8 protein-coding genes are annotated in these 13,374 nt (G+C 65.1%); 6 read left to right on the top strand and 2 right to left on the bottom strand.

Annotated features, from left to right (window positions below):
• The first annotated feature begins 77 nt into the window (after positions 1 to 77).
• Positions 78 to 3,056, top strand: a complete 2,979-nt coding sequence (locus ABE960_RS03955) for a DNA translocase FtsK (protein ID WP_349760945.1) — start codon at positions 78 to 80, stop codon at positions 3,054 to 3,056.
• A 114-nt stretch (positions 3,057 to 3,170) separates the two neighbouring features.
• A complete protein-coding gene (gene lolA / locus ABE960_RS03950; protein ID WP_349760944.1) occupies positions 3,171 to 3,800 on the top strand; it encodes an outer membrane lipoprotein periplasmic chaperone LolA in 630 nt (209 codons plus the stop codon).
• Positions 3,801 to 3,911: 111 nt separating this feature from the next.
• Here the strand turns inward: lolA and ABE960_RS03945 are convergent, their stop codons facing one another.
• On the bottom strand, positions 3,912 to 5,252 hold the full coding sequence (locus tag ABE960_RS03945; RefSeq protein WP_349760943.1) for a replication-associated recombination protein A: 1,341 nt from the start codon (positions 5,250 to 5,252) through the stop codon (positions 3,912 to 3,914).
• A 213-nt stretch (positions 5,253 to 5,465) separates the two neighbouring features.
• Here ABE960_RS03945 and ABE960_RS03940 point away from each other — a divergent pair, with 213 nt between their 5' ends.
• On the top strand, positions 5,466 to 6,011 hold the full coding sequence (locus ABE960_RS03940; protein WP_349761381.1) for a hemerythrin domain-containing protein: 546 nt from the start codon (positions 5,466 to 5,468) through the stop codon (positions 6,009 to 6,011).
• Positions 6,012 to 6,186: 175 nt separating this feature from the next.
• Positions 6,187 to 6,978, top strand: coding sequence for a glutamate racemase (gene murI / locus ABE960_RS03935; protein WP_349760942.1), 792 nt, complete (start codon positions 6,187 to 6,189; stop codon positions 6,976 to 6,978).
• Here murI and ABE960_RS03930 read toward each other — a convergent pair.
• Positions 6,939 to 7,169 (bottom strand): hypothetical protein, encoded by a 231-nt coding sequence (locus tag ABE960_RS03930; protein WP_349760941.1) that lies wholly within the window; start codon positions 7,167 to 7,169, stop codon positions 6,939 to 6,941. The genes murI and ABE960_RS03930 overlap by 40 nt on opposite strands.
• Here ABE960_RS03930 and trmA point away from each other — a divergent pair.
• Positions 7,162 to 8,268, top strand: a complete 1,107-nt coding sequence (trmA, locus tag ABE960_RS03925; protein ID WP_349760940.1) for a tRNA (uridine(54)-C5)-methyltransferase TrmA — start codon at positions 7,162 to 7,164, stop codon at positions 8,266 to 8,268. The genes ABE960_RS03930 and trmA overlap by 8 nt on opposite strands.
• A gap of 186 nt (positions 8,269 to 8,454) precedes the next feature.
• Positions 8,455 to 13,299: an NAD-glutamate dehydrogenase gene (locus tag ABE960_RS03920; protein WP_349760939.1), complete on the top strand. Its 4,845-nt coding sequence runs from the start codon at positions 8,455 to 8,457 to the stop codon at positions 13,297 to 13,299.
• Positions 13,300 to 13,374 lie beyond the last annotated feature (75 nt).

Raw genomic sequence — 13,374 nt, 5'->3', positions numbered from 1 at the left:
ATGGTGAGCGCTTGCTCGGTATGATTGAAGACAATGACATCCAGAAGACGCCATGTTGGCGCAAGGGAGGTGGCCGCTTGAGTGTCAATAAGAGGACCTCGTCGCGTCAGGTGACGGCGGCGAATGCCAGGGAGAAGGCGAAGCGCTTCGGACTCAGGCTGCAGGGAGCGGTCCGGGAGGGTGTGGTGATCCTGCTGCTGGCCGCCTGTGTCTTCCTGCTGCTGGCACTCTACAGCTTTCGTGCTGAAGATCCCGGCTGGTCGAGCAGCGGTCCAGAAACCGAGGTCGTTAACTGGATGGGGTCCATCGGCGCCTGGCTCGCCGACGTGCTCTACTCGCTGTTCGGCGTGAGCGCACTCTGGTGGCCCGGCATGTTGGGGTTCGCCGCCTGGTGGTTGATCCGTTCGCGACAGGTGCGCTTCGAATGGGACCCCACCGCACTGGCGGTTCGCTGCGGAGGCCTGGTGCTGCTGCTGCTGGGTACTACCGCCCTGGGGGCGCTGCACTTCTACCGTACCGATGGTCCCTTGCCCTACTCGACGGGCGGCATCCTCGGGGAGGGGCTGGTAGGTGCCCTGCTGCCTCTGGTGGGGTCGGGCGGTACCGGCCTGCTGTCCGTGGCGGCCATGCTCTGCGGCTTTCCCCTCTTCACCGGTCTCTCCTGGTTGACGGTGATGGACGAGCTGGGGCACCGCAGCCTGGCGCTATGGCGCTGGGTGATCGACCGGTTCGGCCTGGTGCGGGAGCGGCATGCCGAACGTCGTGAGCTCGACCGGCAGCCGCCCGAGATGTCGGCTTCCGAGTCGGCCCCCGAGGGACCGTCCTCAGAATCCGACGATCGGCCACCTTGGTGGCGGCGGCTGTGGGGCGGCCGGCGTCGCGAGGGCGAGCCGGCCACTGCGGGTGATCGAGCCTCGCGCCGTGACCCTGGCTTCGGAAATGACGGCAAGACCGATATCCCCTGGGAGGTGCCCGCGCACACCCCGTCGGCCAAGCGTCCCGAGGCCGCCTATACGGCTCGTCTCCCGCAGGACGCTGGGGGTGTCGGTCCTAGTGTTGGTTCCTCAGCGGAGCGAGGGCTCCCGGCTGCTGACCGGGGGCGGCAGACCGCCCAGCCTGGCAAGAATCGTGAAGAGACCTCTGGCAGCGGGCGACTTGCTGCCGATATGCCGGGTACACGACGCGTGCCGGAGACGGTGCCCGAGCCTGTATTGCCCGATGACGACGAGGTGATGCCTGCCTGGCAGGGACCCGCCCTGCGGGCGAGCCGTGGCGATGATCCCCTTGGCGGCTCCCTCGATGAGTCTTCCGACGACGCAATGGGACCCGGAACGGCGGATGATCCTGCCCCCGTGCGTCGCGCCCCCGGGGTCTCTCCCCCGGAGCCCGAGACGGACGAAGGGCAAGAGGAGGGCGCAGGGGAAGACGAGCCTCGTGTGGCGACCGCCGAGCAGGCACGCCAGGCCGAGGACGAGCCCGAGGGGCCGGCCCTGTGGACCGTGGAGCACCTTCAGAACCAGCGACCGATGTTCGATGACTTGCCCGAGCCCGACGGTGAACTGCCGAGCATGAGGTTGTTGACGCCGCCAGTACCCCAGCAGCGCAATTATTCCCAGCAGCAGCTGGCCGAGATGGCGGAGCTGCTCGAGATGCGACTGCATGAGTACGGCGTCAGGGCCGAGGTGGTCGAGACCTGGCCGGGGCCGGTGATCACGCGTTTCGAGATCAAGCCGGCGGCCGGTGTGAAGGTCTCCAAGATCAGCAACCTGGCCAAGGACCTGGCACGTTCGCTGATGGTCAAGAGCGTGCGGGTGGTCGAGGTGATCCCCGGCCGGCCGACAGTGGGCATCGAGATTCCCAATCCGCATCGCGCCATGATCCGTCTTCGCGAGGTGATCGACTCGGACCGTTATCAGCATGAAGCATCGGCGCTGACCCTGGCGCTGGGCCAGGACATCGGCGGTGGCCCGGTCGTCGCCAACCTGGGCAAGATGCCCCACCTGCTGGTGGCCGGCACCACCGGCTCGGGCAAGTCGGTGGGCGTCAACGCCATGCTGATCTCCATGCTCCTGAAGGCGACACCCGCCGACGTGCGCATGATCATGGTCGATCCCAAGATGCTGGAGCTGTCGGTCTATGACGGCATTCCGCATCTGTTGACGCCGGTGGTCACCGACATGAAGGAGGCGGCCAATGCGTTGCGCTGGTGCGTGGCCGAGATGGAGCGTCGATACAAGTTGATGGCGTCCATGGGCGTGCGCAATATCGCCGGCTTCAACGGCAAGCTTGACGAGGCCGAGCGTGCCGGCGCCCAGGTGGCCGACCCGCTCTGGGAGCCCCAGCCCTGGGAGATGCATCAGTCTCCACCGGTACTCGAGAAGCTGCCCTACATCGTGGTCGTGATCGACGAGTTCGCCGACATGTTCATGATCGTCGGCAAGAAGGTCGAGGAGCTCATCGCGCGACTGGCCCAGAAGGCGCGTGCCGCCGGCATCCACCTGATCCTGGCTACACAGCGTCCCTCCGTGGACGTGGTGACCGGCCTGATCAAGGCCAACATTCCCACCCGCATGGCCTTCCAGGTCTCCTCACGGGTCGACTCGCGCACCATCCTCGATCAGGGCGGTGCCGAGAACCTGCTGGGCCACGGTGACATGCTCTACCTGCCTGCCGGTTCCGGCATGCCGACCCGTGTGCATGGTGCCTTCGTGGACGACGACGAGGTGCACCGGGTGGTGGAGGACTGGAAACGCCGCGGCGAGCCGGAATACATCGACGAGATCCTCTCTGGCGGCGTTTCCGCCGAGGCCCTCGTCGGGCTGGAGGCTGAGGGTGGCGGTGTCGATGATGCCGAGCAGGACGCCCTCTATGATGAGGCGGTGGCCTTCGTCACCGAGAGCCGTCGCGCCTCCATCTCGGCCGTACAGCGGCGCTTCAAGATCGGCTACAACCGTGCGGCGCGACTGGTCGAGTCGATGGAGATGGCCGGGGTGGTCTCCACCATGGGCACCAACGGTGCCCGCGACGTGCTGGCGCCACCCCCGGTGGGCAACTGATCCGCGGCAACCTTGCAGCAATGATGGAAGCAGCGGCAGGTGTGCAACCCGCCGCTGCCTGCCCTGTCCGATTGACAGGATTCCATGATGTACCCGTCCAGGGAGACAGAGACGATGACCATTAAGAAGACCCTCGCCGCGCTGACCATGACCCTCGCCATGCCGATGTCGGCCCTGGCCAGTGAGGGCGCCGAACGCCTGGCAGCGATCCTCGAGTCGCTGGACACCTATGCGGCCGACTTCGAGCAGCAGATCCTCGACGGCAGCGGCCAGCGCCTGCAGGAGGTGCGCGGTCGCATGTGGCTGTCTCGCCCCGGCAAGTTCCGCTGGGAGGTGGATGCGCCCTACGAACAGCTGGTGGTCTCCGGCGGTGAGGATGTCATCCTTTATGATCCGGACCTCGAGCAGGCCACGGTGCAGCCGCTCGATCAGCGCGTGACCCATACCCCGGCGCTGCTGCTCTCCGGGAGTGCCGACGAGCTGACCGGCAGCTACGAGGTCACTCGCCAGCAGCAGGGGGCCAGCGAGACCTTCATCCTGGTGCCGAAGGATCCCGATACCCTCTTCGAGGAGCTGAAGATGACCTTCCGAGGGGAGGCACTGGACATGCTTCAGATGACCGACAGCACCGGGCAACGCACCGCCATCGGCTTCGACAACGTGCGCATGAACGAGACGCTGGACGACAGCCTGTTCACCTTCGATATCCCCGAGGGCACCGACGTGATCCGCAATACGCAGTGATGCCTTCGGCCAGCTGCAAACGACAAGGAGCAAGCTTCAAGGAAACCCTTGGCTTGCTCCTTTCCTTTGACGGGCAGGCTCTGCCCTGCAGCTAGCCGCTTGGCCCGCTCGTCACTTCGCGCCCTCGTCCTCCTCGGCATCCCGCTGGGCCCGCCAGGCCATGATCTGGGCATAGCGCTTCTCCTGGCCGTACGCGGTGGGTCGGTAGAAGGAGCGATGAGGCACCTCCTCGGGCCAGCAGTCGTGGGCCCTGCCGGCCGGGTAGCCCTCGGGTTCGTCATGGGCATAACGGTAGCCCTGGCCGTGGCCCAGCGACTCCAGCAGCGCCGTCGGGGCGTTGCGCAGGTAGGTCGGTACCTCGAGCCGTGGCTGTGAGGCCGCAAAGTCCTTGGCCTGCTTCCAGGCCCGGTCGATGGCATTGCTCTTCGGTGCCACCGCCAGGTGGATGGCGGCATGGGCGATGGCGCGCTGGCCCTCGTAGTCGCCCAGGCGCAGGTAGGCGTCCCAGGCCGCCATGACCAGCGGCAGGGCGCGCGGGTCGGCGTTGCCTACATCCTCCGAGGCGATGGCCGTGAGGCGACGGATCACGTCCAGCGGATCGCCGCCGCCCTGCATGAAGCGGGCGATATAGAGCAGGGCGGCATCGGGGCGCGAGGAACGCACCGACTTGTGGATCGCCGAGAGCAGGTCGTAGTAGTGGTCGCCCTGCTTGTCGAAGGCACTGGCCTGGTGGCCGATCACGTCTTCCAGTGCCGCCCGGGGCAGGCGTTCACTGCCATCCTCGGTCACCGCAAAGTCGCAGGCGGTTTCCAGCAGGCCCAGGGCCCGACGGGCATCGCCGGCGGCGGCCCGGGCCAGCAGGGCCAGAACCTCATCGTCCACCAGGATGCGACGAGCGCCCAGGCCGCGTGCCTCGTCGGCCAGCGCATGCTGCATGACCTCCACGAGTTCCGCCTCGGTGAGCGACTTCAGAACGTGGACCCGTGCCCGGGAGAGCAGTGCCGAGTTGACCTCGAAGGAGGGGTTCTCCGTGGTGGCGCCGATCAGCGTGAGCAGTCCCGACTCCACATGGGGCAGCAGGGCATCCTGCTGGCTCTTGTTGAGACGGTGGATCTCGTCGAGAAACAGCAGGGTGGGGCGCTGCCTGGCCTGCATGTCGCGAGCTCGATCGACCACTGCGCGGATATCCTTGACGCCTGCCATCACCGCCGAGAGGTGCTCCAGGTGGGCACCGGAGACCTCGGCGAGGATTTCGGCCAGGGTGGTCTTGCCGGTGCCGGGAGGTCCCCAGAGGATCATCGAACGCACCACGCCGCTCTCGGCCATGCGGGCCAGTGGCTTTCCGGGTCCCACCAGCGCCTGCTGGCCCACGTAGTCCTCGAGCCGACGGGGGCGCATGCGGAAGGCCAGCGGGGCCGCATCATCTGGCGCTTGGCGCTGGAAGAGATCCATGTCTGACTCCTTGGCTCGTGGCTGGTAGAGTGGGTGTGTCGTCGCAGGCAATACGACCTTGGGTGACAGGCAAGATTCGCCTCGAGGGGCTAGCTTGAGACAGGTTGCCCTGCCGGTGGACGGTACCCTCCGGTGAACCTGACGTGTCGAGGCGAATCCAACCCGGGTAGTCTTCCGTATCACGTCGCCATGCAGGAGATCGCTGCCATGCCCATGCTCAAACAGTTGCGTCAGGATCATGCCAACATGGTGCGCATGTTGCACGTCCTGCAGCTCAAGCAGAAAACTCTGGCAGAAGGCGTGCGTCCCAACTTCCAGCTGGTCAGGGAGGTCGTGGACTATATCCTCGAATACCAGGAAGGTTTCACCCAGCCTCTCGAGAAGGTCTGCAGCGAACGCTTAAAGGAGCTGGATCCGTCGAGCGTCGAGGTCACCGAGCGCATGGCAAAGGACTATCGTTCCCTGAAGGCCCGGCTTCAGCGTCTCTCCACTGATCTCGACATGATCCTCATGGATTCGGTCGTCCCCATGGACCGGTTCTCCGACGATCTCAATTCCTATCTGGAGAGCCACCGCGCCTACCTGAAGGATGAACGTGAATTGCTGTTTCCGTTGATCCTTGAGAACTTCAACGACGAGGATCTCAAGGCCCTGGCCGAGGCATTGCCGGCGGGCACCCAGGATCATCTCGAGCGTCTACAGGAGGCCTATCCCGAGCTCTATCACGAGCTGCGTGACGCCCCCGTGCCGGAGAGCTGATTCCACCGCGTTCTCGGGGCAACGGCATTTCGGCTCGGCCCCGACTCTGGGGTAGAATGGCCGGCATCTCCCGCGGCCGACCCCCAACTATGCGCCTCCCGTTTTTTCTGTCCCTGTCATCGACGCTTCCCTCTATCCCCGCCCCTCTGTCTTCTCTGCAGGGTAAGGGGCGCTGATGGCGGGGCCGATCCTTGTCTTCGACTCCGGTGTGGGCGGCCTTTCGGTGGTGCAGTCGCTGCGGCGGCGACTGCCCGATGCCGACCTGGCCTATGCCTGTGACAATGCCATGCTGCCTTATGGACGGCGCGAGGATGCCTGGCTGGTGCAGCGGATTCGGGCTGTCTGCCAGGCTGCGGTGGCGGCCAGCGACTGCCGTGCGCTGGTGGTGGCCTGCAATACGGCCAGCACCGTGGCGCTCGACGTCCTGCGTGAGTGCCTGACCATTCCCGTGATCGGTACCGTGCCGGCCATCAAGCCGGCCGCGAACGCGAGCAGGACACGCCATATCGGCCTGCTGGCGACCAGCGCCACCGTGTCACGCCCCTACACCCTGCAGTTGATCCATGACTTTGCGGCCGACTGCCGTGTCACCCGGGTCGCCGCCGATGCCCTGGTGGGCGAGGCGGAACGCCTGGTGGCCGGGGAGACCCCGGATCTCGAGGCGATCCGCCGGGCCCTGGCTCCACTCTGGGCAGGCTCGACGCCGGATATCCCGACACTGGATACCGTCGTGCTGGGCTGCACTCATTTCCCGCTGTTGCGGAGATGGCTGGCCGAGACGGCCCCCCGAGAGGTGGCCTGGGTCGATTCCGGCGAGGCCATCGCCCGTCGGGTGGCTCAGGTGGTGGCGATGCCCGCCACTCGACAGGGGGCCGGGCCGAGCTTCGTCACCGCACCCGACGAGCGTCTCGGCAGGGGCCTCGCCGCCTACGGTTTCGCCCCTCCGCGGCACCTGCAGCCGGCCTGAAGCGATCCCGTCCGCCATCGTCGCTTCCTTCTCCATTTACTATCTCTGTTCACCACGTTCACCACGTTCACCACGTTCACCACGTTCACCACGTTCACCACGTTCACCACGTTCACCACGTTCACCACGTTCACCACGTTCACCACGTTCACCACGTTCACCACGTTCACCACAGGAGCCGCCGTGGCCATTCCCGTTGTCGACCCCGCCCGCTATGACCAGCAGCTAGAGGCCAAGCGCGAGCGCATCATCCGAGACTTTGCACGCTTCGCGCCGCCGCCGCTGGAGGTCTTCCCCTCACCACCGAGCCATTACCGCCAGCGCTGCGAGTTTCGTGTGTGGCACGAGGGGGACGACCTCTTCTACGCCATGTTCGAGGTGGATCCTGAGGACCCGAAGAACAAGACGGTGGTACGACTGGATGACTACCCGGTGGCCAGCCGGCAGATCAACGACCTCATGCCCCGCCTGCTCGATGCCATCCGTGACAATGACCTGCTGCGTCGACGCCTGTTTCAGGTCGAGTTTCTCACCACTCTCTCCGGTGAGGCGTTGGTGACCCTCATCTACCATCGCCGCCTCGATGAAGCCTGGGAGGCCGAGGCTCTTGTCCTGCAGCAGACGTTGGGCATCATGATCATCGGCCGTGCCCGCAAGCAGCGTCTAGTGCTGGAGCGCGATCATGTCTGGGAGCGCCTGGCGGTGGACGGTGAGGCCCTGGTCTACCAGCAGGTGGAGAACAGCTTCACCCAGCCCAATGCCGAGATCTGCCGCTCGATGCTGGCCTGGGCGAGGGACGTCACTCGCGACAGCCATGACGGCGACCTCGTGGAGCTCTACTGCGGCAATGGTAACTTCACGGTGGCGCTGGCCGGGAACTTCCGCCGGGTGCTGGCCACCGAGATCTCGCGCACCTCGGTGGCCAGTGCCCGAGTCAACCTGGAGACCAACGGTATCGACAACGCCGAGGTGGGGCGCATGTCCGCCGAGGAATTCGCCGAGGCCCTGAGAGGCGAGAAGGGCGGCCGTCGGGTGGCCGAGATGGGCCTCGATGACTTCGCCTTCTCCACGGTGCTGGTGGACCCGCCGCGGGCGGGGCTCGATGAGCAGGGCTGTCATCAGCTCAGCGACTATCCGCATATCGTCTATATTTCATGCAACCCCGAGACCCTGGCCGAAAATCTCGAGACGCTGACCCGCACCCACGAGATCCGTCGTTTTGCGCTCTTCGACCAGTTTCCCTGGACTCATCACTGCGAATGCGGAGTTCTGCTGGAGCGGCGTGCCTGACTCGGCCTCGTGAGGGGCGGGTGAGTTGTCAAGCGGCGATGCGCAACCGACATGCTCCATGAGCGAAAAGGCATGAGGTTGGGGCGGCTCGGGAAGTGACGTAAGCTGGACGGTGATGCGGCCAGAAGGTCGCCACGTCAAGTTCTTCCGGCCGCTTCCGGCGGCCGCTGGCAGCCGAGGTGATGGATGCAACATGTCGCAAATGAGGAGACCCGCCAGGATCTGCTCAAGCAACTCCAGGAACGGTTGCAGGGCCGTCTGGATGAGGACAAGGCCGCCGAGGTTCATGCCTTCGCCCGCCACTTCTATGCCACGATACCGTTCGATGACCTTGTCGATCGCCGTCTAGACGACATCTACGGCGCCACCCTCTCCGTGTGGCATTTCCTGCAGCAGTTCGATCCCGCCGACCCCAAGGTGCGGGTGTTCAACCCCGACTTCGAGCAGCATGGCTGGCAGTCTACCCATACCTTCATCGCCGTGCTGCACGCGGACATGCCCTTTCTGGTCGATTCGGTGCGCATCGAGCTCAATCGTCGCGGCATGACCGTTCACGCTATCCACAACGCCGTGCTGGCCACGAAGCGCGATGGCCAGCATCATCTCGAGCGGGTCACGTCGACGCACGAGGCCAATGCGCCGGATAACCGGGAGTCGTTGATCGCCATCGAGGTGGATCGCCACTCCGACCCGGCGGTGCTCGAGGCCATCGAGGCCAGCCTTCAGGAGGTGCTGTGCGACGTGCGCACCGCGGTGGCCGACTTCGAGGCGATGCGCGACCAGGCCCGTGCGGCCCTGGCCGAACTCAAGGCTTCGCGCCCCGAACAGGTCGGCGCCGAGGATCATGAGGAGGCCATGACCTTCCTCGAGTGGTTGCTCCACGACAACTTCACCTTCCTGGGCTACGACGAGTATGCCGTCCACGAGGACCAGGGGCGGCAGCATCTGGATCGTGTCGAGCAGAGCGAACTGGGAGTCTTTCGCCTCGACCAGCCCCGCTATCAGGAGCGCATCCGCTCCGAGGAGGGCGTCGAGGGTGACCGCTTCGTGCTGGTGCCCCAGCTGCTGTCGTTCTCCAAGAGCGCTCATCATGCGCGGATCCACCGTCCCACCTATCCCGACTACATCTCGATCGATCGCTATGACGATCAGGGGCGGGTGATCGGTGAGCGGCGCTTCCTTGGCCTGTTCACCGCGACGGTCTACAACGAGTCGCCGCGCAATGTGCCGATCTTGCGCCGCAAGCTACAGGCGGTGATGGCCAAATCCGGTTTCAACCCCAAGGGGCACAACGGCAAGCACTTGTTGCATATCCTTGAGGTCTATCCTCGCGACGACCTGTTTCAGATCGACACCGACGAGCTGACGCAGACGGCACTCGGCATCCTCGACATGCGCGAACGGCGCCGGGTCCGACTGTTCATCCGCGAGGACCGCTCCGGCCGGTTCTACTCCTGCCTGGCCTTCGTGCCGCGTGATGTCTTCTCCACCGAGCTGCGCCTGCGTATTCAGGACATGCTGTGCGAGGAGCTCGGCGCCACCTTCGGCGACTTCAACACCTACCTCTCCGAGTCAGTGCTGGCGCGCATCCAGTTCATCCTGCGCTTCAAGGGCGACCAACCGGTGGAGTTCGACCTGCGCCGGCTGGAAGCCAAGCTGGCGACCATTGCCAGAAACTGGCGCGATGACCTTCAGGGCGTGGCCATCGAAGGTTTCGGTGAGGAACAGGCCAATCTGCTCATGGACCGTTTCCGCGATGCCTTCCCGGCGAGTTACCGGGACGATTTCTCGGCGCGCACCGCGGTCTACGACCTCCAGCACATCATCGAGCTGGACAGCGGTGTTCCCCTGGCCCTCTCCCTCTATCGCCTGGTCGAGGAAGAAGGGAGCGGCGTCAACCTCAAGCTGTTCCACCGTGACAGGCCCATCCCCCTCTCCGACGTGCTGCCGATGATGGAGAACCTGGGGCTGCGGGTGATCGGCGAGCGCCCCTATGAGCTACAGGCTCGCGATGAGAGCTACTGGATCCATGACTTCGATCTGGAGCATCACACCAGTTCAGAGGTCAATCTGCAGGAGATGCGCGGGCCCTTCGTCGAGGCCTTCCAGCGCATCTGGGTCGGCGAGGCGGACAACGATCCCTTCAACCGGCTTATCATCGGCGCCAACCTGGACTGGCGCGAGGTGGCCATGCTGAGAGGCTATGCCCGCTACCTCAAACAGATCCGCTTCGGTGTCTCCCAGGACTACATGGCGACCACCCTGGTCAATCATCCGGACATCACCCGCGAGCTTGTCGTGCTGTTCGAGCTCCGATTCGACCCGAACGAGCGTCCTCCGGAGGGAGTGGAGGAGGCCTCTGCGGCCCGCATCATCCAACTGCTCGATGATGTCGCCAGCCTCAACGATGATCAGCTGCTGCGCCGTTACATGGAGATGATCCAGGCGACCCAGCGCACCAACTACTATCAGAAGGGTCCAGATGGCCGTCACAAGGACTACATGTCCTTCAAGATGGAGCCCTCCCGCATCACCGGCATCCCCAAGCCGCGGCCTGCCCATGAGATCTTCGTCTGCTCGCCCCGGGTCGAGGGCGTTCACCTGCGCGGCGGCAAGGTGGCCCGCGGCGGGCTGCGCTGGTCAGACCGTTTCGAGGACTACCGCACCGAGGTCCTGGGGCTGGTCAAGGCCCAGCAGGTCAAGAACGCCGTGATCGTGCCGGTGGGTGCCAAGGGGGGCTTCGTCTGCAAGCGGATGCCCGAGGGCGGCGACCGCGACGCCATCCAGAAGGAAGGCATCGCTTGTTACAAGATCTTCATCCGTGCCCTGCTCGACGTCACCGACAATCGCGTGGGCGGCGAGATCGTGCCGCCCAAGGACGTGGTTCGCCACGACCATGACGATGCCTATCTGGTCGTGGCCGCCGACAAGGGCACCGCGACCTTTTCCGACATCGCCAACGAGATCTCCGCGGAGTATGGCCACTGGCTGGGCGATGCCTTCGCCTCGGGCGGTGCCAACGGGTATGACCACAAGAAGATGGGCATCACCGCCAAGGGTGCCTGGGAGTCGGTCAAGCGCCATTTTCGTGGCCTGGGACTGAACACCCAGGAGGACGAGTTCACGGTGGTCGGCATCGGCGACATGGCGGGCGATGTCTTCGGCAACGGCATGCTGCTCTCGGACAAGATTCGCCTGGTGGGGGCCTTCAATCACCTGCACATCTTCGTTGATCCGACCCCCGACGTGGCGGCAAGCTTCGCAGAGCGCCAGCGCCTGTTCGATCTGCCGCGCTCCAGCTGGCAGGACTACAATGCCGAGCTGATCTCCGAGGGGGGCGGGTTATTCAGTCGCTCTGCCAAGACCATCCCCATCTCTCGGCAGATGAAGGCGCTGTTCGGCATCAAGGAGGACAAGCTCTCGCCCAACGAGCTGATCCGCGCCATGCTCAAGTCGCAGTTCGACCTGCTGTGGAACGGTGGCATCGGCACCTACGTCAAGAGCAGCGAGGAGACCGACGCCCAGGTGGGCGACAAGGCCAACGACGGCCTGCGTGTCGATGGCCGCGAGCTGCAGTGCCGGGTGGTCGGCGAGGGCGGCAACCTGGGCCTCACCCAGCGGGGGCGCATGGAGGCGGCCGCCCGAGGCATCCGGGTCAACACCGACTTCATCGACAACGCCGGCGGGGTCAACTGCTCCGACCATGAGGTCAACATCAAGATCCTCATCGACGAGGTGGTCAAGCGAGGCGACATGACCGGCAAGCAGCGCAACCAGCTGCTCGCCGAGATGACCGGCGAAGTCGCGGACCTGGTGCTGCTCAGCAACTACCGCCAGACCCAGGCGCTGGATCTCGCCGAACGCCTCTCCCGGCAGGGCATCGGCCCCTTCAGGCGCTTCATCAGCGAGCTCGAGGCGGTCGGCCAGATCGACCGCGAGCTCGAGTTCCTGCCCGAGGATGATGTGCTCCATGAGCGGGCCGCCAACGAGCAGGGGATGCTGCTGCCGGAGCTCTCGGTGTTGATCTCCTACGCCAAGAGCGTGCTCAAGGGCGACCTGATCACCACGGATGTCCCGGATGACCCGACCATCGTCAAGTTTGTCGAGCGTATCTTCCCGAGTGTGCTCGTCGAACGCTACAAGGACGAGATGTACGACCATCGCCTGAAGCGCGAGATCGTTGCCACCCAGGTGGCCAATGACCTGGTCGATCACATGGGCATCGTCTTCGTGCGTCGGCTGATCGATTCCACCGGGGCCGATCGTGCCTCGATCGCACGCTCTTACGTGGTCGCCCGCGACAGCTTCCAGCTGCCTCGCCTGTGGGAGCAGATAGAGTCGCTGGACAACAAGGTGTCGAGCGCCGTGCAGTACGACATGATGCTCGACCTGATGCGCATGCTGCGGCGGGCCACCCGCTGGTTCCTGCGCAATCGCACTGGCATGAGCACCCAGGAGGCCATCGACTTCTTCGCGCCACGCCTGGCGCAACTGCAGGAGAACATCGGCAAGCGCCTGCGGGGCGAGGAGCGTGAGGCCTGGGAGGCCCGCCGCAAGACGCTGGTTGAGGCAGGCGTGCCCGAGGCCCTGGCAGCTTCCGTGGCGGCCGCCAACAGCCTCTACGCGGGTCTGGGCATCATCCAGGCGGCGCGGCAGACCAACGAGAAACCCCAGCGCGTGGCCGAGATCTTCTATGAGGTCGGCGACCGCCTGGAGCTGCCGTGGATGATTCAGCAGATCACCGAGCTCAAGGTGCGGGACAGCTGGCAGGCCCAGGCACGGGAGACCTTCCGTGACGACATCGACCGCCAGCAACTGGCACTGACCAGCAGTGTGTTGGGCATGGATGATGGTCCGCGGGATTCCGCCGAGCGAGTCAACCTGTGGCTCTCGTTGCACCAGAGCATGCATCAGCGGTGGTGCCGCCTGCTCGAAGAGGTGAACAGTGGCACCCATGGGAGCTTCCCGCTCTTCGCGGTGGCCGTTCGTGAGCTGGTCGATCTGGCAGAGAGCAATCGCGGGCCCTCGTGATCGATCCGGGTCCCCGGCGACATGAAACCTGAAGACTCGAAACCCCGCTATCGGCGGGGTTTCGTGGGTCAGGGG

It is taken from the genome of Halomonas aquatica (assembly GCF_040196335.1).
Classification (GTDB): domain Bacteria; phylum Pseudomonadota; class Gammaproteobacteria; order Pseudomonadales; family Halomonadaceae; genus Halomonas; species Halomonas aquatica.
This window is presented reverse-complemented; position numbering and strand designations above follow the sequence as displayed.